15 protein-coding genes and 1 pseudogene are annotated in these 20231 nt (G+C 60.8%); 4 read left to right on the plus strand and 12 right to left on the minus strand.

Translation table 11 applies throughout. The annotated features are described in order from the left end of the window. Window positions 1-433: 433 nt before the first annotated feature. Window positions 434-1042 carry a hypothetical protein gene (locus tag M1L53_RS25950; RefSeq protein WP_064074603.1) on the minus strand — a complete coding sequence of 203 codons (609 nt, stop codon included), beginning with the start codon at window positions 1040-1042 and terminating at the stop codon, window positions 434-436. A gap of 992 nt (window positions 1043-2034) precedes the next feature. On the opposite strand from M1L53_RS25950, the gene M1L53_RS25955 reads away from it, so the two are divergent. Both M1L53_RS25955 and M1L53_RS25960 read left to right on the plus strand, forming a co-directional pair. Beyond that, window positions 2035-2874, plus strand: coding sequence for a nucleotidyltransferase domain-containing protein (locus M1L53_RS25955; RefSeq protein ID WP_064074604.1), 840 nt, complete (start codon window positions 2035-2037; stop codon window positions 2872-2874). Continuing rightward, a complete protein-coding gene (locus tag M1L53_RS25960; RefSeq protein WP_064074605.1) occupies window positions 2871-3494 on the plus strand; it encodes a metallophosphoesterase in 624 nt (207 codons plus the stop codon). The genes M1L53_RS25955 and M1L53_RS25960 overlap by 4 nt, the downstream gene beginning before the upstream one ends. 13 nt (window positions 3495-3507) lie before the next feature. On the opposite strand, the gene M1L53_RS25965 is transcribed toward M1L53_RS25960, so the two are convergent. Beyond that, window positions 3508-5142, minus strand: a complete 1635-nt coding sequence (locus M1L53_RS25965; RefSeq protein ID WP_261949281.1) for a tetratricopeptide repeat protein — start codon at window positions 5140-5142, stop codon at window positions 3508-3510. A 164-nt stretch (window positions 5143-5306) separates the two neighbouring features. Here M1L53_RS25965 and M1L53_RS25970 point away from each other — a divergent pair, with 164 nt between their 5' ends. Continuing rightward, window positions 5307-6062 (plus strand): hypothetical protein, encoded by a 756-nt coding sequence (locus M1L53_RS25970; protein WP_197486209.1) that lies wholly within the window; start codon window positions 5307-5309, stop codon window positions 6060-6062. Between the two features lie 149 nt (window positions 6063-6211). Here the strand turns inward: M1L53_RS25970 and M1L53_RS25975 are convergent, their stop codons facing one another. From M1L53_RS25975 to M1L53_RS25990, 4 genes are all read right to left on the minus strand, one after another. Then, entirely contained in the window at window positions 6212-7387 is a 1176-nt protein-coding gene (locus tag M1L53_RS25975; RefSeq protein WP_058038015.1) for a hypothetical protein, read from the minus strand. A 200-nt stretch (window positions 7388-7587) separates the two neighbouring features. Further along, window positions 7588-8997 carry a hypothetical protein gene (locus M1L53_RS25980; RefSeq protein WP_058038016.1) on the minus strand — a complete coding sequence of 470 codons (1410 nt, stop codon included), beginning with the start codon at window positions 8995-8997 and terminating at the stop codon, window positions 7588-7590. A gap of 100 nt (window positions 8998-9097) precedes the next feature. Then, on the minus strand, window positions 9098-14098 hold the full coding sequence (locus M1L53_RS25985) for a DEAD/DEAH box helicase (protein ID WP_058038017.1): 5001 nt from the start codon (window positions 14096-14098) through the stop codon (window positions 9098-9100). 96 nt (window positions 14099-14194) lie between these two features. After that, the gene (locus tag M1L53_RS25990; RefSeq protein WP_397517566.1) at window positions 14195-14365 is read right to left on the minus strand and encodes an XRE family transcriptional regulator; all 171 of its coding nucleotides are present in this window, start codon (window positions 14363-14365) and stop codon (window positions 14195-14197) included. A gap of 185 nt (window positions 14366-14550) precedes the next feature. On the opposite strand from M1L53_RS25990, the gene M1L53_RS25995 reads away from it, so the two are divergent. Next, window positions 14551-15126 (plus strand): hypothetical protein, encoded by a 576-nt coding sequence (locus M1L53_RS25995; protein WP_054801997.1) that lies wholly within the window; start codon window positions 14551-14553, stop codon window positions 15124-15126. Window positions 15127-15491: 365 nt separating this feature from the next. Here the strand turns inward: M1L53_RS25995 and M1L53_RS26000 are convergent, their stop codons facing one another. The 6 genes and pseudogenes from M1L53_RS26000 to M1L53_RS26025 all read right to left on the minus strand — a co-directional run bounded on the left by M1L53_RS26000 (window position 15492) and on the right by M1L53_RS26025 (window position 20202). After that, a complete protein-coding gene (locus M1L53_RS26000; RefSeq protein ID WP_172827053.1) occupies window positions 15492-15635 on the minus strand; it encodes a hypothetical protein in 144 nt (47 codons plus the stop codon). A 26-nt stretch (window positions 15636-15661) separates the two neighbouring features. Next, entirely contained in the window at window positions 15662-16363 is a 702-nt protein-coding gene (locus tag M1L53_RS26005) for a hypothetical protein (protein ID WP_058038019.1), read from the minus strand. A gap of 392 nt (window positions 16364-16755) precedes the next feature. Further along, window positions 16756-16872 (minus strand): annotated as a pseudogene (locus M1L53_RS26010) (SOS response-associated peptidase); the annotation flags it as partial. A 48-nt stretch (window positions 16873-16920) separates the two neighbouring features. Further along, on the minus strand, window positions 16921-18675 hold the full coding sequence (arsA, locus tag M1L53_RS26015; RefSeq protein WP_064075214.1) for an arsenical pump-driving ATPase: 1755 nt from the start codon (window positions 18673-18675) through the stop codon (window positions 16921-16923). A gap of 17 nt (window positions 18676-18692) precedes the next feature. Next, complete coding sequence (gene arsD, locus M1L53_RS26020; RefSeq protein ID WP_058038021.1) at window positions 18693-19100, minus strand: arsenite efflux transporter metallochaperone ArsD; 408 nt, start codon at window positions 19098-19100, stop codon at window positions 18693-18695. Window positions 19101-19134: 34 nt separating this feature from the next. After that, window positions 19135-20202, minus strand: coding sequence for an ArsO family NAD(P)H-dependent flavin-containing monooxygenase (locus M1L53_RS26025; protein WP_058038028.1), 1068 nt, complete (start codon window positions 20200-20202; stop codon window positions 19135-19137). Window positions 20203-20231 lie beyond the last annotated feature (29 nt).

Genomic DNA, 20231 nt, shown 5'->3' on the forward strand with positions numbered 1-20231 from the left:
TACTCCTCAGTGACTGATACTTTCAAAATCGATCACGGAAAGTGGGCCAGAACCAAGATTCAGATGCCGTTGACACACTGCGTTGTCATGACATAGCTGACACTAACTCAGGTGCAGGGGTTGTTAGGTTTTTGCGTGGTCCACCGCGTCCGTTGAGGCCGCGATGGTAGGTGCCGCGAGCGCCATCACGGAAAGTGGGCCAGGACCAGTTTTCAACCGTCGTCAACACGAACCACTTAGGGCTCCAAACTTGGCCCATTTGTACTCCCACGACGTCACTCGATCAGGTTGTCCATCAACAAAACTCGGACGACAGTCTCGCTACCGACCCTTGACTGGACTCTCCACGACGCGATTCATGCGCGCAATCGCCGGCGTTCGCGGACTAGCTCGGAGCTCTCGGGTGACCGGCCCGTTCGAGACGTCCGACAGGTCACGCGCCGAGGGGAATCGGGGCTCTGTCATGGAATACGCGCAGCACGTTCGCAGAGTGGTGCATGTCCTCGACAACGCGGTGAGCGGGTGCCCCATATTTGGCGACGAGATCGAGACGTGATTTCGTCCGTTCGCGGTCGAGGCGCAAGCCAGCTTCGCGGAACGACGAGGCGTCGATAATCCGGTAGGAGAACAACGCGTCTGTCTTCGGCATCCACCGCGCCAGGAACTCGCGGTCCATGCGGTGGGAGCTGCCGCATAGTGGAGTCGAGCTGTCGACGCCCCACCGCGCGAGGAGATCGACAATATCGGATTCGAAGCCGGACAGATCCTGCGGTGCGTTGTCGCCGGCTGCTGCGATTTCAGTACGTAGATCGGCGAATAGCCCGTTGTCAGTGTGCATTCGCTTCACGACGTCGAACGCTGGATCGGTGTGAAGTCGGTCGATCAGGGCAGATGTACCGGTGGTGACTGCGAGGGCCTCGAAACGCTCGATCGGCATGAGGTCGGCAGAGTACAGCGCGAACCCGATTTCGAGGATCTCGCAGACTTCGGCTTCGGTGCCGGTGGTTTCGAGATCTACGAACACGAATCCGTCGACGCTCATCTTGTGTCTCCATTTCTCGTTTGGTGATGCCGCTGGGGACGACGCTGGGCCGTTCACTGCCGCGCCGGCATACCGTCGCGGCGGTCTCTGTGACGCTACGGGCCATCGTCGCCTATCGGTCCGACAGGTTTCCTTGCTTCGACGGCCCGCAGCACACGCTGCGCGTGGGCGTTCTGCTTCCGGAGTTGGGTATGTAGCGCGCCAATCGGGAGCCCTCCCGTGCCGGCACCCTGCGGGTTCGTTGTCGGCCGAGACCTGCCCATCCGCGGCTGCACGGTGATCGATGATCGGTGTCGACAGCATCTGCATCTCCCTGCCCAGTTTCTCCGCCCGCCCCGCCGGTACACCGCAGGTCGATACTCACGCTGGATCGGGCGACGCTTGGGTTTCGCTTCGGGGAGTTGTACATACGGAACGTCGGCACCCCACACGAAGTCTGCGGCCAGGGGTGCCCACACAGGCCGGAGGTCGCGCCCATTCAAGGCTTCGTCCACGCCGTCTGACACGCCAGCAGTACATGCCGAAGTTAACGCTGCAAGTCGGCGGGGAATCAGCCAGCAACCTTGGGCTTGGTCAGCTGAAAGCCCTTCAGCTCCCGGACTGCAGCGCGATGTAGATCGGTGAGGTGAAACCTCAGCGGTAGAGCAAATTGCGCATCAGTCGTTAGCGTCGTCAGACGGCTCGACGCAGGCTGGCTTCATCGATGTCGATGCCTCACCGCGAGATCTGTCGAACACCGCTGAGCGGCTCGCCTGGACCGTCCCGTCGCACAACCTGTCAATGGCACCTGAATTTTGACAGCAGAGCCACTGCGGCGGGGTGTGGACGGTCTATGTGGGCATTACACGATGAGGTCCCACTGGCAGCGCTCCACCCGAGGCTGCCGTGCATAATTGAATGGCGCTGCAGAGCGCTATCGCTTGGGTACATACACGGGCAATGTGCACCCGAGGCCATCGTCCATTGCTGATCAGTACGGAAGGACGATAGGTGTGACCAATACTGATCCATTCGAGTTAGATTGGCACGAACCTGAATCGCCGGTCGATCTTGAGGCCATCCGCAAAAAACTCGCGGAACTTCTGGTCGACGACATGCTCATTGAGCAGGTCTGCACGCGAGTTCAGGGAAACGCGATTGGTGTACTGCTTTACGGCAGTTGGGCGCGGGGCGATGCATCAGCCACTTCTGACTTAGACCTTCTCGTTATGTCACAGTTCCGGGCCGACTCCGGAATGGAAGGCAAGTTAAGCCTGAGCGCCTACACCCCCACCCAACTGGCCGATGCCCGAGCTACCCTCTTCGGGATGCATCTGGCGAGGGACGGGATTGCCTTGCACGACACCGAAGGCCGAATGGCCGAAATCTTGAGCACGTTCACCCCGCCCGACCCACAGGAGTTACTCCAACGGATTCGCGAGTTCGCAATTGTTCTCGATCTGCCACGCGAGGAGCAATCTATCTATCTGCCGGGGTTGTGCCAGGTCGCTCGGTACTTACTCCGCACGGCCATCTACACCCTGGCTCTACGCGATGGGCGTCCATGCTTCTCAGTCGAGGAATTGGCGGTGCGGTTCAATCAGCCAGAGTTGACTATCTTGCTGTCGTCGCATCCAGAGCAGTATCCTGCTCCTAGTCTCGGTGTCCTCGACGATTTGCGCCAACGCCTGATTGAGGTAGTAGGCGCACCCGGCGACAACCCGTTTGGATCCCTACACGCGCTCATCGTTAGCTCATCGACAAGCAATCCTGACCTTGAGAAGCTGGCTACCTTAGCTCTCGGCGTGGACGAATCCCTTCCTTACGCCGAGCTTCCGAAAGTAATTCTATGAACGAGATCGGGTTCATCGGTGATATTCACGGTTGCATTGAAGAACTGGACGAACTCGTAACAGCGGCACGCTCTCGCACCTCCCACCTTGTCTTCCTCGGTGACTACGTGAACCGTGGACCGCACTCTCGTGAGGTAATTGACTTCCTGATCCGACTGCAGCAGACCAAGGGAATCTCTACGTCATTCATCATGGGGAATCACGATCAAGCCTTCCTTGACTCGCTAGTGGGCGACGGTTTTGACAGCTTCTTGCGGATCGGGGGAGCATCCACGGTTGTGTCCTACGTCGGTGCGCCGCGAGCCGACGTACTGTCCCAGCTTCGGGAAAGTGTTCCCGCCACACACATTGACTTTCTGAACTCGCTCGCCAATCAGGTTGTGGTAGACGGCGTTGTTGCAACGCATGAACGCCCGGCCCATGAGATCGACACGACAGGGGACACCGAGCGATTCGCAATCTATGGTCACTCTCCTCAGCGTCGCCTTCTCCCCCGGATCGAACACGATCGAGCCTTCATCGACACAGGTTGCGGCACGCTGCCCGACGGCCGGCTGACCTGTCTATTCTGGCCGAGCCTCACTTGGATTCAGTCGAAGCCTTGTAAGCCGATTCGATGACGAGAATTTACTACTAGGTCCCCGCTGCGCTGAGCTTCACGGAGGTTTGCTCGATGTCCCGATCCAGCAAGGGGCTCTGAGCCTTCCTGGCGTGTACAGTCGCTTCCCTCAGTAGCGCCCTCGCGCGTGAAGTCCCTCCTTTCGCGAATGCCACCTCCGCGAGCAGCCAGGCTGCTGTGCCAAGGCCGGCAGCATTGTTCGACTTCTCGCTCTTCTCCTGCGATACGAGCGCATGCCTCTCAGCCTCATCCGGTGCGCCTTCCAGCAACAGGAGCTGCGCAAACAGCGCGTGCGCAATGCTGACCCCATCGGAGTTCTGGATTCGTTCATTAATTTTGAGTGCCTGCTCGATGTGGCCCTGGGCCCCGTCGGCCGCACCTTGCCGCAGCCCCGACTCCGCGAGACCCGACAACGCGTTGGCCATCAGGTGATCATCGTGATCGTCTCGTAGAAAGTCGATTGCTTCGGCGAACCTCGCTTCCGCTGCCGCGTAGTCGCCAAGGCGCATTTGGCTCCGACCGAGATTGATTGCAGACTGCGCTAGTTCTTTCGGGGACCCAAAATCCTGACGCAAACTGTGTGCCTCTTCGAAAAGTTGAATGGCTGCATCAGGTTCCGTGATCTTCAACAAGGTCAACCCGTAGTTGTCCAGCGCGTAACACAGTTTCTGATTGATGGGTTGCGCGCTTGCCCGTGCAGTTTCGACGGCCTCGTGCAACAGGTCCCTGGACTGGGTCAACTCACCACGCTTACGATGAATCACACCCATATTGGCTAAAGAATTTGTTTTATAAGCGACCGCTTCGGCGTCGCCTCTGGCCAGTAAGGCGGGATCTGCGAGTAGCTGATTGTTGAGCGCGAGAGCCCGTTCGAGCCGCCCTGTTCGCCTCATGAACTGGGCGAACTCCGTCAATGCCTCGGGATCCCCGTCCTTAATTGCATGAGAGAAGGCCGCTTCGGCCTGCATCAGGTGCCCAGCCGCCGCGTGCCTCTTGGCAGTCGCGAGGAGTTGCATCGGTGTTGAGTCCGAAAGCTCATGCATCGGTGTTGAAGCCGATAGCTCAGCTGGAGTCATCTGCGCGGGCAACGTGATCGTCTGTGGAACGCGAACTCCAAGCGGTTGAGCCGCCCATTCAACGAGATTCCGCGTGATGACGCCCGACAGACTGTCGTCCGAATCGAACGTATCAAACAACAAGCTCTTCGACTGCTCCAAGCGGTCACGAAAGTCCATCACCTTGCAAAGTTGTGGGCCTGGGTCACGGAGACGGCCGGCGTCAATCGTCTTGAACAGAACGAGGAGATCACGCATGCAGGCATCCGATGATTCCAACAGCTCAAGGCAGCGATGGAACTCCTCCTCCGTACCCGACGAATAGGGCCCGTCGAGGCTTGGAGGAGAGCCCCAGTGATCTCCCAACATCAAGATCATGAAATCGCAGTCGTCGATATACGGATTAATCCTCGCTTGCGGCCTTCCGACACCCGCGGGGAACTGTTCCCAACCTCGGACGAGAAAGTGAACCCGGGCGGGGTTGGCTCGTTCCTCATTGAACGCGGAGACGGTCTTTCGACAAATATCCCGTTCGTGTGCGAGGTTCCCCGGCGACGCCAAGAAGATCGGACGACCTGAAAGCTCAATCGGCATAAAGCAACCCTAGCGGTGGCACTATCATCTGGATCGGGTACGGGGTCGTCGATATACAAAGCACCGGCTCCGCCGAAGAAGCCTAGCTTCGTCATCTCTTCGTGCTATGTGGTGCCACTCCATAGGCTGGGCAGATGCAAAAATTTTTGAGACGCTTGGGCGCTGTGACTGCCCTGGTCATCGCTGGCTTTGTGGGTGGAATATTCGGCGGTATCACCGTTCGGGGTGGCTGGAATACGCAGGTATTTGGACCGCTCTCCGCATGGGTGGCAGCATCGGTCACCCTCATCGCCGTAGTGGTTGCCCTCACCTCGTCTCGGAAGTCAATTGGGATTGCTCAGCAGTCCGCAGTGATCGCGGAGAGGTCGGTGGAAACTGCGGAGACACGCGCAATCCGCGAACGCGAGTTCAACCATCGCCGAGATAACACGAAGGCCATCGCAGACATGTGGGCACAGATTGGATCAATCCGACCGGCCCTGGAGCGCTCCAGAGACGCAGCGAGACGCGGTGACAAAGACGAGTTAAAGACCTCAGATTCACTTCTGCGGGACCGGATCGCCGCGGCTTCCGGTGCGGTCTTCTACGCAAAGACTGTGACTTTGGAGGCCGAAGTTCGTTCGGCAATTGAAGACATGTCCAAGCAGTTCGACGACTTCGAAACGTCCTGGAGCGATGGCCCCGGTTGCGGGCCTGACGATGCCTACGAACTGACGAAATGGTTCGACAACGTCATTGCGGCGTACGAGAAGGCAGAGACGTACCGCGGGGAATCGAGTGATTTGCTCCGCCGGCGATTGCCTCTGATCGATAGTGCAGAAGCTGAGATCGCGCACATGTTGCAGCAGCAGTCTCCAGCCGCCCAAGCCAGACTGAAAAACCTATTGGAAACGATCTTATGGGACAAGACCTCACTGTGAACGGGGGCAGTCCCCAACTCCACGAAACTTGAAGAACACTAAAGTCTCCGGAAGCCGTTGCTGTTCACGGAGTTTGCCCTGAAACGCAACAAAAAGTCACGAGTCGGGAAGATTTCTGGCAACAGCAGTCCCCTCAGCTCTCAGATCGGCTATCCGTCGGTCTGGCGGCGGACTAGCTTGTCGGTGAGCTCGATTGTGGACAAGTACCACCAAAAGATCCAATCGAGATACGCATCGTCATACTCGGGGTGTTGTTTGGCATCTCGATGCCGAATGGCGAACTCGTTTGCAATCTGAAACAGCGCTCCTTCGTCTTTCTTGAAGAGTTCAGATTTCAGAAGCGCGCGCCGCTCTTCGAGCAAGCTTGCGAGCACGGTGCATGCACTGCGCTTCTCATCGCGACCCGCGTTTCGTGAGCGAAATAGTGCGATGGCGTGCGAAACAGACACTCTCCGTTCCTGATCCGGAGCGTCCAACGCAGAATCGATGAGGTCTTGGCGTCCCTCGTCGACTCGATGAGCCAGTCGTCCAGTGTCTTCCCCGCTCTTGGTCAGAATCAGATCGATCCCGTGACGCTTCAGCATTCGGTTGACCGTCCACCGGTACAGCACTTGCGCCGGATAGGGAGCAAATCGTTCGTAGTGCCATCCGCAACCGTTGAAATTGTGGAGCCAGCGATCCCGCGGTCTAGCCACGAGATCATGGAAAACTTCGATGAGACTGTAGAACGTTTGTTCGTCCCATACTTCTGGGCGTGGCCACCACAAGCCAGCTTCGCCCAATCGTTCAGCGATCACCTCGTCTAGCTTGAGGTCTTGATCCTGCAATCCAGGAAAATCGTCATCGACGCACGGGCGGGGGGCAACTCGATCTAGATATCCACGATTTTGAATGAGTGCCACTTCTCTTAACCAATCCCGTTGCGCAGCAGCCAGGTCAGGACTGTCACGGTGGGCAGCTTCAGACGAGCGACTGGATACTCGGGCGGCGTAATAGGGTCGCGGTGAATGTTCTTCAGGAAGTCTTTCAGCGGCCGAAATCAGATCTTGCAGAAACAGGGTCTCCGGTTTAGTACCTATGCGCCCCAGCTTGGCCGGAGTCGATGCCCACACGTCACTTGAGCGAAGGAATCCTTGACTAGCTTCGCGAAAATCGTCGGCAGGTACATCTGCGACGAATGCTTCAGTGAGCAACCACTCGACTCCCCTGTTCCACTCCGCTTTGTTACTCAATACAAGTTCGCGCAGCGCTTTGGATTCGAGAACGAACAGTTCCCTCGGCCATCGAAGTGTGTAGTCCGGTCCCGGATGACTGGTATCGAGCACAGGTACACACGCTATCGGGTGAGGGTCGATTTCGAAAACGAACAACAGCATCCTTATTCACCGACGCGATCGTCTCCACTGTTTGCAACTTGTCATCGGTTTGCGCGGGGTCTCCATCGGGGCGATTCCACCACAGCGTGCACGGAACTGTCAGTGGTCCTAAGTCGCTAGCGGAGTTCCGTTTTCCAGGTCACCGCGCACTACGTGAGGCCCGGAACGTCGTACCGCCGAAAGAGTGCTTCGAAGAAGTCCTGGACCAACTTTCGCGACTGCGCGTCGTTTCGCAGCTCAGTGGCACCGAACCGGAAGACCTCGTACCCACGCAGCTTCAGCTCGCGATCGGCGCACACGTTCTTCGCGTACTGCCGCGGGTCGGGTTTCCCATCGGTTGCATAGTGATGCTGCCCATCGACTTCGAGGACGATCCGCGTGCTCCCCGGCATGAGCAACAGAAAGTCCATACGGAGTCTCGGCAGAGCATTCACGCCGCGGTGCCGGATCGTTTTGGGGTCCCAGTGCAGCCATACTTCGGGCAGGAGCGCGGGAAGGTCTTGGACGAAGTCTTTGAAGATGTGGTGGTACTGGTCGAACAGAAAGGCCTGTGGCGGGGAAGTCTTGGGGAGACTGGACCGAAGACGTTTGTACAGCGTCGATTTCGCTAGTTCGTCGTCATCCAAACCTTCCGTTTCTTTCCACCAGGCCTGCAAATCACGCCAACAGATACCGTCCGGGCCAATGGAGCGGTCGTAGACAAGGGCTCTGGTGTCGGCATCCTCGTGATCGACGATCTCGATGTCGTTGTCGACAGCGTCGACGAAACGGATGTCCGGCCGCACCGGTGAGGCGAAGACGAGGTTCTTCGGCCGCCTGTTGCGCGCTACCGATGTGGCAACAACTTCGAACACCGGGTAGCCGCCATCTGCACCGGTCTCGATCAGTGCGAGCCCCACCGCATGTAGGTGCGGATTCACTGTGTCGACGAGACGTCGCTGGACCGCCTCGTCGAGGACGACGTCAGCTGACATCAGTCGTTCGAGGAACATCGCGAACCGCCGGTCACTCGCCTCGAACGCTCCGAGTTGCTCGAACAACTCTTCGGTGGACCAGTCCCCAGGATTGTGGATGACGTGCCGGTGGACGCGGTCTCGCAGGTTTCCCCGGTCATTGAAGAGGTCGCCGAACAGTCTGTCGTCGAGGATCCACAGTGCGTCCAGCATCGAGACGAGCCGCTCTCCACCTATGGCCACGTCCTCGATGTCGAGGCTTCGTGCGATGTCCCGCCGAGTTCGGCGCTCGATCTGTGGTGAATCTGCCAAGGCCCAGAGCGCATCCTGAACTGCATTGCGCGTTGCTGCAGCCATCCTCAGCTCACGTAGGACCGCCACGGCGACCTGAGGAAGGTCACTGTCGGGTAATGCAGTGAAGCTCGCACCGATGCGCTCGGCCTTCGTGCCTTCGCCGGGCGGCGTCGGCAGGCCGAGATGCTCGCACCCCGCCGCAAGTTTATCGCCGTTATGAAGGTCACGAAGGCTCGCGATCACGGGTTCGAGTTGGTCACGTAAGACCGCTAAATCGTTGTCGCGCTCCTGACTTCTGGACGTCGCACTCAACGGTTACCGCCGCCCGGAACTGCGACGGCATGGCACGCCCTACACCTCGGCGATTGTCTACGGGGTCGCGATTCGCGCCACGCGCTGCGATCCGTTGTCTTCATGCGCGAAGTCCATCAACAGTTTTCATGGTTTCGACTGCGACAGTGGTGACACGCTTGATCAACTCGACAATGTAGGTCGGGTCGTCATGCTCGTCGCACCAGCCGTTGGGATCGCTGACGATCCCGGATGCCTTGTCGGTCTTGACTTGGTAGCGCTCGATGATCCACGCCAACGCCGAACGCGAGCCGAGCATGAAGCGTTCAGCTTCCTCCGGAATACCTGTGATGGTGACCTTCGGGTTGTAGACGATGGTAGTGCGGTCGTCGACGTTCTTACCCGTATCCGGGTCTTTCCGCTTGCCCCACTTCATCTTCGAAATCCGCAGCGTCTCACGGTCGTCCAGGTTCGCGCCGGTCTTGAGCTGCACGTCGAGGTCGTACGGCGCGACGGACTCGTAGTTGACGTGCAGTTCGGACAGCCGGCGACCGGCCGCGGCGAACTGCTCGAAACGTTCCCGGCTGTCCGGGGTCGGGATGTGCGGGAGCATCTTCTTCAAGTCCGCCGAGTAGGTCTCGCGGTAGGCGGGATCGTGCAGCAGTCCGTAGACGTAGTAGAAGATGTCGTCCTTGGTCACCTGATCGCCGACCGCGCCGACATAGAGGGCTAGGACGCCGTCGGTGATGTTGTCGACCCGGCGGTAGCCGTGCTCGTCGACCTCGGTGGTGTCGGTGGAAGCGAAATCTAGCTCACCATCAGCCGATTCGGGCTTGACGTAGGTCCATCGGGAGAAGAACTGACCACTTCCCGAGCCCCAGAAGGACAAATCGGGAATCTCGTCGGTCATCAACGCTGAGAACAGTTTGTCCGAGCCTGTACCGACCACGTAGAAGCCGATGTTTGTGTGGTGCGGTGTGGGGAACATCGACGGGATTTGGTAGATGATGTCGTTGACCTTGCGGTCAAGGTAGGCACGCTGCTTACAGAACGGCCGATAGCTGCCGATACGCATCCCATCCTCGTCGGCGGTCAGCGGGGCGTATCGTGCCGCGCTATTGATCAGGTTCCGGCTCCATTTCAGCTTCGTGCCGTCAGCCAGGTCTGGTCTCTGATCAAGGAACTTGCTCATCGCGACACCGGTTCGTGCCATTTCCCCCTTACTTACGAGCGTTTCGAAAGTCGTCGCGGCAAGATTGACGTTCTCGAGAAGTCGGTCGATGTTGGAGGTCAGCGCATCACCTGCGAAGTTATAGCACCAGGCGTCTTTCGCGGAGTTGAGTCCCATTGAGAACTGAGCGAACACTGCCGTACTCGCGGTCCCCTTCTTGTCTCCGATGGCCGGCCAGGTCGTGAACGTGTCGTCACGCTGATTTGCCCAGTCTCCGTGACTGTTTGGGGTGATCGCCTGCCACTCGACGGTATTGAGGTGCCCTTCGGAGACAATCCAGAGTTTGTCTTCGCGGGTGAGGTAGTCGCCGATGTCGCGGTAGTGGATCTCGCACAGACCGTGATGCGCCGGGTTTTTGATGCCGATGAAGATGGCGACGGTGTTGCGGCTACCGGAGCCGAAAACTTTTCCGCCTTCCTTGCGAGACAGTTCACCGGCGGTGCGCTGGTTTCCGCGCAGGTTGTAGACGTAAATGTGTGCGTATTCCTCGGCCATGCTCAGTCGGATTCCGTCGGCGGTGTTGCCGTCCACCCAACCGCCGTTGGAAACGAATGCGACCACACCGGAGTCACCGATGCGGTCCGTCGCCCAACGGAACGCGCGCAGGTAGGAGTCGTAGAGGCTGTTCTTGTTCGTCGCGGTCGAGAGCTTCGCGTAGGTGTCGGCGATGCGGCCGTCCAACGTCGGGTAACCGACGTTCGCATTCAGATCGTTCGCGCTGGTCTGCCCCACCGAATACGGCGGGTTGCCGATGACGACGTTGATGCGGGTGTCGTTCTGGCGGATGATCCGAGCATTGTTCTGCGGGAACATCTCCGCGTCGAGGCTGTCACCGCTTTCGGTGATCTGAAAGGTATCAGCGAGGACGATGCCCTCGAACGGAACGTACGCCGCGTCTCCGCCCTGATCCACCAGTGCGTGATAGGTGGTTTCGATATTCACCGCGGCGACGTAGTAGGCGAGCAGCGTGATCTCGTTGGCGTGCAACTCATTCGCATACTTGCGGGCCAAATCGGTCGGGTTGATGAGCCCGGATTGCAGCAGCCTGGTCATGAACGTTCCAGTTCCGGTAAATGGATCGAGAACATGCACGTCTTCGTCGGTGAGGCCACGTCCGAACGAATCCCGCAGTGCCGCATCGGCGGCGCGGAGGATGAAGTCGACGATCTCCACCGGGGTGTAGACGATACCGAGGGCGTCGGACTGCTTCTTGAAGCCGATCTTGAAGAACCGTTCATACAGTTCCGCGATGACTTTCTGTTTGCCTTCGGCGCTCGTCACCTCGGTAGCCCGGACTCGCACGGAGGCGTAGAAGGCGTCGAGGCTGGCGGTTTCCGCTTCCAGACCGCTGTCGTCGAGGGTGTCGACCATCGACTGCATCACCCGCGAAACCGGATTGTGGGATGCGAAGTCGTGCTCGGCAAACAAGGCGTCGAACACGGGCTTGGTGATCAGATGCTGCGAAAGCATGCTGATCGCGTCGTCGCGGCTGATCGAATCGTTGAGGTTGTCGCGCAAACCGGTGAGGAACCGCTCGAACTCTTCCGCCACTGCGGTGTTGGCGCCGGCGAGGAGGGCGTTGATGCGGGTGATCTGCGCGGCGGCGATGTCGGAGACGTCACCGGCCCAGTCTTCCCAGTAGGCGCGGGTGCCGACCTTGTCGACGATCTTCGCGTAGATCGCTTCCTGCCATTCGGAGAGGGAGAACAACGCCATCTGCGTCGCCATCCCACCACCGTCGCCGGTGTTGGTGCCGTCGGCGACACCCTGCGCAGAATCGTTGCCGGAACCCGTTCCATCGACACCATTACCGCTGCTACCGCTACTGCTGTTGCCGTTGTTGTCGAAGCTCTCGCCCACCTCGACGAGTGGTCCGATGTGCCCACCGAGGAGGCGGTCGTTGCCCTTGCCGTCCTTCTTGTTGGTGGTGGCGTTGAGGGCGATGGAGTTGACCATCGCGTTGAACCGATCATCATGGGCGCGAAGCGCGTTGAGGACCTGCCACACCACTTTGAACCGGGTGTTGTTCGACAACGCCTCCGACGGGCTGACTCCGGCCGGCACCGCGACCGGCAGAATGATGTAGCCGTAGTCCTTGCCGTCGGATTTGCGCATCACCCGGCCCACGGATTGCACCACGTCGACCACCGAGTTGCGGGGGTTGAGGAACATCACCGCATCCAACGCCGGAACATCCACGCCTTCGGAGAGGCAGCGGGCGTTGGTCAGGATCCGGGCTTCCCCCTCAGGGATCGGTGCCTTGAGCCAGGAGAGTTGTTCGTTGCGCTGCAGCGCGTTGAACGTGCCGTCCACATGGCGCACCGAACACGTCAAGTCCAGGTTGGTGGAATCGACCGTGCCGCCGTCGTTTTCGCTGTTCTCGAGCAGGTCACGGTAGGCATCGACGACCGTCGGGAATACTTCGGCGACCTGCTTGGAGGCGGCGATGTCCTTGGCGAACGCGACCGCGCGGCGCATCGGCGCCTCCCCCGGTGCGAAGCCTGTTCCTTCGGGGGTTTCACCGGCGCGCTTGGCCAGCGCGTTCCAGCAGCCGATGATCTTCGACGCATCATCGAGACGCAGTTCGCTGTGCACGCCGGCAAGCTGATCTTGCAGTGGCGCGGCCATCAACGATTCGTCGACGGTCAACACGATCACCTTGTAATCGGTGAGCAGACCCCGCTCGACAGCCGCACCGAACGAAAGCCGGTGAAACTCCGGACCGTAGACGGTTTCGTCGTCCATCGACGTCAACTCGGCCGAATGCTCTTCGGCCTTGTCCTTGACCGTCTCGTCGAAGATCCGCGGCGTCGCCGTCATGTACAGCCGGCGGGTGGCCTTGAGGAACTCGGCATCGTGGACGCGGACGAAGTTCGAATCGTCCTCCCCGAACAAGGTGACGCCGGTGGTGCGGTGCGCTTCGTCGCAGATCACCAGGTCGAACGGATCCACCCCCAGCTCTTGCGCTTTCGCGACGGCGGGCAGGGATTGGTAGGTGGTGAACACCACCGTCAAACCTTTGGCGCGTTTACGGTGCGCCATCTCCGCCGCCAGCTTCGCCGGATCGGTGGTGACCGGGATCGCGACGTCGTGGATGTTGAAGTCTTCGGCGGAGCGGGAGACCTTGGTGTCCGAGCAGACCGCGAACGCCCGCAGATCCAACTGTGTTTGCGCGGTCCACTCCCGCAGGGTTTGTGAGAGCAGGGAGATCGACGGCACCGCGAACAGGATGCGGGCGTTGCCGCCGTTCTCCAATGCTGCACGTTCCGCGATCTTGAGCGCTGTAAAAGTCTTTCCGGTACCGCACGCCATGATCAGCTTGCCGCGGTCGCTCCCCTTCTCGAACCCGGCGAAGACATCGTCGATCGCGGTCTGCTGATGCAGCTTCGGCTCGTGACGTTTCGCCTCCGACAGGTTGACCTGCAGCTCCCCTTGGGGCCAGGCGATGTCCCAGTCGATCGGGGATTCGGCGATCTCGGCCATCCCGATCCGCTGCACCGGGATCGACTGTCCCTCCAGAGCCTCTTCGGCGTTCTTCCCCCACCGATCGGTCGTCGAGATGATCACCCGATTGGAAAACGGAGCCTTACCCGATGCGGTGAAGAAAGAGTCGATATCGCCCTTGGAGAGGGTTCTGGTGGGTTCGTAGAACTTGCACTGGATAGCGGTGTACTCGCCGGTGTCGCGTTCGCGGGCTACGAGGTCGATGCCGGTGTCCGGCTTACCCTTACGGCCAGGCCAGTCGATCCAGCGCCACACCTTCTCGTACTGTTGCGAAAGCAGCGGATCGAGCTCGAAGTACCGGACCATCAACTGCTCGAACTTCGTGCCCCGCTCCGAATTCGACGGAGCCTCACGGAACGCCTCGATGACCTCGTGCACTGAACCCATGACAAATCCGACCTCTCGCGACAACTACCGTGCTCAGCCCACAATCTTGCCTGCACGCGGGACCCGTTCATGCACCGGGCGCACGTCAGTGATCGGTTAGGCATCGGTGTCGACATGCACTCCGACGTGCACACCGACCTTGCTACCCAGATTGACCAAGGCATCGAGCGAGAACTTACTCAACTTGCCGCGATAAAGATCCGACAGCCGCTGGGTGACACCGAGATTCTGGGCAGCAACAACCTGCGACCACCCGAACCGGTCGATCTACCCTCAGACCGCGTCAGTGCTGCGCCTTCTGATCCGTAGCTCAGGGGGCCACGCGAATCTTCCGGCGTTCGGCATCGAGCATCCGACCAACTCGGCGACGCTCTCGCGAACGCTTCTACCCCGTAAGAGATAAATGCTGTGTGGCCCAACGAAACAACAGGACGCGGTCTAGTCTGCGAGGCATGCACCTGGTCCCGACCCCTGACGACGACTACGACGACACCTTCGATCCGGATGCTCCGACGTTGACACCACGCCAGTGTCACATCGTTTCGCGGGTAGCGTCGGAGTTGGCGGATGCAGTGCTCGCCGACGTTCACATGCTCGGCGATCTCGCGGTCCAACCAGGTTCCGGATGCATGGTGCTCGCGGAGCTTCCGGAATGCACCTGGACCCAGGATGCGACGTGGCGACAAACAATGGCCAGGGCGTTCGACGATCTTTCCGCCGATGCAGCTGCGGAGCTCGATCCCGAACCTCGCTGTACCGGTGAGGAAATGGCGCTCCATCTGATCATCGGAGCTGCCCGCACAGCCATGCCAGCAGACCGGTTCATCGACGACATCGCGGATCTTCCTCCATACAAGGACGACGACGACTGGGACGGCCCACTCGACTACCTCTTCCAGGACCACGACGTGCTGACACTGTTCTGGCCGGAACCCATCTCGGACGGAGTCAACCTCGACCCCGCAGACTGGTTCACACCGTTCGAACCGGAACTCGCACGCGACCAACCACACGGCTTCCGCACATAGCCACCTCACGAGGCGTCATATGCTCGCTTCCTGATGTTCAACGACCCGGCCGAACGCCGGTGGCGTCGCCGAAACGCGCCGCGGAACCAACTCCGAGGACGTCGCCATACGACTCGTCGCCAACATCGGCACGGGCTGACAGACAACGAAACGCTCGGCGCGGCCAGAACATCCTGAACCCGGACTTCTTCAACGGGTTAATCACCTTCTGGGGGTATGCGGCGGGAACCCTCAAATAGCTACCTTGAACAGGGACGATGACACGTCCCCCTCATCGCCGGCCGCACGCACACTTGACCCTCAGTCAGATCGCCATCGAGCAGTCGCAAGATCGGGCGGACCCGCTGCCCCGCTCTCACTCCGGTCTAACGGATCCGGGTTTCGTTGCGTTCGTCGAGGACCCGATCCACAACCGCCGTCGAGACCGAAAAGTCCTGCCCTTCCACCGAGCGTAGGTATCGGCAGACATCAGACAGCATCGCCAATTCTTCGTCGACACGATCACTCATACGGGCAGTATGCAGCCCCGACGCCGTCAGTGTCCGGAGCGTGCGGCCCGCCAGATGGCGTGGTCGATTTCCCACGCAGTCACCACGCGACCCGTCTCCGTGGTCAGTGCCCGAGCGATGTTCCGTAGAAGCAGACGCGCAGAATCCGGTGTCGTCTCCGCGCCGTGGCGAGCAAGCCACCGCAACACCATCCGATCGGGTTTGACTGTGTCCTGGTCCCCGATCAGCATCCACAGATAGCCGCGGCGCACACCCGCACTGCCCTCACCGGGTACCTGTCGCAGCGCGGCTTCGACCGCGTCGAGCCGGACTGTGTCGGTCAGTAGTCGGCGGGCATCGTTGAGGGTGAGCACGCCGTGCTCGTGCAGCACCGTCGCATACCGGAGTGCCGCGTCGGCTTTGCGTATTCCGCCGCGGGTCGAGGTGTTCTGTCGGTTCTTCGTCGTGTCCAACAATGCTTCCACCGACGTGTAGCGGTCGAGGAACACGTCGAGCGGGACCGGATCTGCTGTCTCCGGCACCGACATCTGCACTGACGGCGACTGCACCTCGAAGTCCGCTGCGACCCGCTCGACCACCGGCACAACATGATTGTCGTAGTGAGCACCGATGCTGTAGACGGCGTCGAGCACGCAGAAGCTCACGCTCACCCACCGCCGCTCCCGGGGCTTGGGGTCCAGCTCGCGAACCGCGGCCACCAGCCGCGCCATCTCCTCGTCACTGTGCATGCGCCGTACCGTAACCGACCTGGCAGACACTCCCCTGCGACTAGACACCACAACCCACCCTCGGCAGACGCCGGCACCCATCCACCACAAAGAATGGGGACATGTCATCACCCCAGGTCAGAACGCCAAACGATGCGCCGAACGGCCGCCCAGGACCACCAGGCAGCACAGCCGACAGCTTCTCTACCCGCGACCGAGCCATGAACTCCGCATCGGCCGACCCGAGCAAACTCGGGTCCGAAACCTGAAAGCACAGGGGGCGGTGTCGTCACCGCTGGCGATAGTCCGACTACTGCCCGATACCGCCAAGAAATGTGCATTGACCATAGGAAACGACATGTCCCCTCCCCTATCACTGTGCCGGGTCTTCGGCGCCAAGCGAGAAGCTGCGGTCAGACTGGATTGAGAAGCTCCGGGGTGTTGTTGCGGGGCGAGTTGACCGCGGTTCCGACTTCGTAAGGTTCGAGGTGCGATTCAGGGACCGAATTCAGCAGCGCGTCAACGTCTTCGAGACTGGTCATTGCTCACCGAGCCGATTCGTCTCTGTCGCGGGATGGCTAGGCCTTACACAAAGCCGTCAATGCGGTTGTGCCGACGGGTTCTTCGGCAAGCATCGGAACGATCGCCGTTCGCTGACTGTATCGGCGTGTAATGCTGTCGATCTCGGTGATCTCACCCGCCGCACGCTGCTGCAGAAGCGGCGAGGTCGGTTCGGCAGCAGCGAGGGAATTGTTGACCACCCACGCCCAAGGCTCAATTCCCGCACGCTGCAGATCCGCTTGCAAACCAGCAGCTTCGAGCACCGGTGTGGTTTCCGCGAGGGTCACGAGCAGGACCTTCGTGGCCTGTGGGTCCTGAAGTCGCATCAACGGTGTCGTGAAGTTCGTGTTCTCCCCCATCTGGCGGGCGATCTCGCGGTGATACGAGCCGGTCGCATCGAGCAGCAACAGCGTGTGACCGGTCGGGGCCGTGTCCACGACGACAAATTTGCGGCTCGATTCGTGGATGACTCGCGAAAATGCTTGGAAGACCGCCACTTCCTCCGTGCACGGCGATCGGAGGTCTTCGGCGAGGTTGGCGCGGCCTCGTTCGTCGAGGTTCTTGCCCTTGGTGGTCAGGACGCGGTTGCGGTACTGCTCGGTGGCTTCCGCGGGGTCGATACGGGAGACCTGGAGGTTGTCGAGTTCTCCGCCGAGAGTGTCCGTGAGGTGCGCGGCGGGGTCGGTGGTGGTCAGATGCACCTGATGTCCACGGCCGGCGAGGGCGACAGCGATCGCGGCGGCGATGGTGGTCTTTCCCACTCCGCCTTTGCCCATGCACATGATGAGGCCGTGATCGTCTGTGTCGAGTTCGTCGATCAGGGCCGAGAGCGGAGCGCTGAGCGGCTGCGGGGCTGCAGCCGGCGGTGCAGCTACCGCGCCGGTGTCGGGGATGAAGAGGCCCTCGAGTGCGTCGATACCGACGATGTTGGCCGCTTTGAGTGGGACCTGATCGGTGGGCAGTTGCGCCAATTCGTCTGGCAGGGCGGCGATCGCAGCTTGCTCGCGTCGGTGGATCGCGGTCTCGAGTGGATCGGTGTCGTCGGCGGGTTCGGGGAGAACTCCGTTGATGACGACGTGTTGGTGGGTCAGTCCGATGTCGGCGAGTTCGCGGTGGGTGCGGGTGATTTCGGCGAGCGTCGAGCGCTGGGCACGTGAGACCAGGACGAGGCGGGTCCGCTGCGGATCGGCGAGCGCAGCGACGGCGTCGGCGTAGATGGCGCGCTGCTTGTCGAGCCCGGACAGCGGCCCCAGGCATGATGCGTCGCCTTTGCCGTCGTCGAGGAACTCGGTCCACGATCCGGGGAGTTGAAGCAGCCGGATGGTGTGCCCGGTCGGGGCGGTGTCGAAGAGGACGTGGTCGAAGGCGGCGGTGATGTCGTCTTGGCCGGAGAGCAGTCCGGTGAACTCGTTGAACGACGCGATTTCGGTGGTGCAGGACCCGGAGAGCTGCTCGGCGATCGCAGCGATGTCCTTGTCCGGGAGCAGCCCGCGCACGGGGCCGATGATGCGCTCACGATAGGCGGCGGCGGCTTGTTCCGGGTCGATCTCGAGTGCCGACAGTCCGGGCGCTGCGGGGATGTCGGTGATGGTGTTGCCGATGCTCACCCCGAACACCTGCCCGACGTTCGAGGCGGGATCGGTGCTCACGAGCAGCACTTTCTTCCCCGCACGGGCGAGGGTTATTGCACTCGCGCAGGCGATGGACGTTTTGCCGACACCTCCCTTGCCGGTGAAGAACAGGAATCGGGGCGCGTCGTTGAGGAACTTCATAGCGTTCGTGGGTGCTTTCAGCAGCAGGTGGTGGAGTCGGCGTCGTCGGTGGCGCAGCATGCCGAGGTGTCGGAGAGTCCGAGCATCATGATCCCGGCCGGCGCCTCTGCGGCGGCGGGTTCGGTGAGGCCGGCCCATTTCGCAAGTTGGCTGCGGGTGGGATATTTGCCGGTCAGCGCGGTGACTCCGTCGACGAGCGCCAACGGGAGCCCTTCCGAGCCGGACAGCTTGAGAAATGCGGCGACGGTGTCGTTTCCGGCGAAAGCGAGGGGGTCATTGGCGAGGTTGTGGCGCGTGATGGTGCCGCCGTTGCCCGCGACCCAGTCGAGGTCGGCGGTGAAGGTGATCAGTGCCTGGTCGACGTCGTCGCCGCAGACTCCGGTGTTGCAGCACAGGGCGGGTTCGAATACTTCGATGGTGCTCATGGCGATGTCCTCTAGTTGTTGGGTGTGGTCTAGCTCAGTTGACGGGGAGAGCAAAGACTTCGTCGTCGAGTGCTGCGATGGCGTCGCGGGCAGTGCGGCCGACACCGATGATGGTGGCCGATGCGGGTCCGGTCCAGTCGCCGTACCCGAGGAAAATCAATCCGGGTTCGCCGGCGACGTGCGCTCCGTCCATGTCGATGCGCCCGGTCTCGGCATCCCGTAATCCGAGGGACTGCAGATGCCGCAGTACCGGACGGAATCCGGTGCACCAGATGATCACGTCCACCGGTTCGACGTGATCGCCGAAGACCAGTCCGGTGGCGGTGAGTCGGTCGAACATCGGGTGCGCCACCATCACGCCGCGGTCGCGGGCGGCTTTGACCGGCGGCACCATCACGATGTCGCCGAGTCCGGCGATGCCACCGGAATCGGTTTCGCCAGCTGCGATTTCACGGGCATGTTCACGCGCGACGTCGAAAAGGACCCGGCCGTCGACGTCGTCGGGCAGGAATCGTGGTTCCCGCGTCGTCAACCAGAGTGTCTCGGCGACGGTGGAGACTTCGGCGACGATCTGCGCAGCAGAGTTTCCGCCGCCGACGACAGCAACCTTGCTACCGGCGAACGGTGCCGGCGATTTGTAGCTGGTGGTATGGATTTGGGTGCCGGTGAACTCGCGGATACCGGGGTAGATCGGCCAGAACGGTTGGCGCCACGTACCGGTGGTGTTAACGACAGCCCGCGCGAACCAGCTGCCGCGATCGGATTCGACGAGATACCCACCGCCGGACCGGGTTACCGAGGTGACTCGGACCGGGCGCTGCACCGGCAGGTCGTATCGGGTCTCGTAGGCGGTGAGGTACTCCGCGACATGTGAGGCGGGCGGGAAACCCGGGCTCCATGCCGGCATCGGCCAACCGGGCAGTGAGGAGTACCCGGCGGGTGAGAACAGGTGCAGTGAGTCCCAGTAGTGCTGCCACGATCCACCGGGCGATGTTTCGGCGTCGAGGATCACGAAGTCGCGCCCGGTGCGGCGCAGGTAGTACCCGGCTGCCATTCCGGCTTGACCACCTCCGATCACGACCACGTCGGTGGAGATCGGCATCTGTGAACTCACGAGTGTCCTTTCCTCAT

Source organism: Rhodococcus sp. T9N, from assembly GCF_024436645.1.
Lineage (GTDB): Bacteria > Actinomycetota > Actinomycetes > Mycobacteriales > Mycobacteriaceae > Rhodococcus_F > Rhodococcus_F qingshengii.

Coding starts and splice junctions, on each gene's coding strand:
- M1L53_RS25950 (WP_064074603.1), bottom strand. CDS start 1,042: ATGAGCGTCGACGGATTCGTGTTCGTAGATCTCGAAACCACCGGCACC.
- M1L53_RS25960 (WP_064074605.1), top strand. CDS start 2,871: ATGAACGAGATCGGGTTCATCGGTGATATTCACGGTTGCATTGAAGAA.
- M1L53_RS25965 (WP_261949281.1), bottom strand. CDS start 5,142: ATGCCGATTGAGCTTTCAGGTCGTCCGATCTTCTTGGCGTCGCCGGGG.
- M1L53_RS25985 (WP_058038017.1), bottom strand. CDS start 14,098: ATGGGTTCAGTGCACGAGGTCATCGAGGCGTTCCGTGAGGCTCCGTCG.
- M1L53_RS25995 (WP_054801997.1), top strand. CDS start 14,551: ATGCACCTGGTCCCGACCCCTGACGACGACTACGACGACACCTTCGAT.
- M1L53_RS26000 (WP_172827053.1), bottom strand. CDS start 15,635: ATGAGTGATCGTGTCGACGAAGAATTGGCGATGCTGTCTGATGTCTGC.
- M1L53_RS26005 (WP_058038019.1), bottom strand. CDS start 16,363: ATGCACAGTGACGAGGAGATGGCGCGGCTGGTGGCCGCGGTTCGCGAG.
- arsA (WP_064075214.1), bottom strand. CDS start 18,675: ATGAAGTTCCTCAACGACGCGCCCCGATTCCTGTTCTTCACCGGCAAG.
- arsD (WP_058038021.1), bottom strand. CDS start 19,100: ATGAGCACCATCGAAGTATTCGAACCCGCCCTGTGCTGCAACACCGGA.
- M1L53_RS26025 (WP_058038028.1), bottom strand. CDS start 20,202: ATGCCGATCTCCACCGACGTGGTCGTGATCGGAGGTGGTCAAGCCGGA.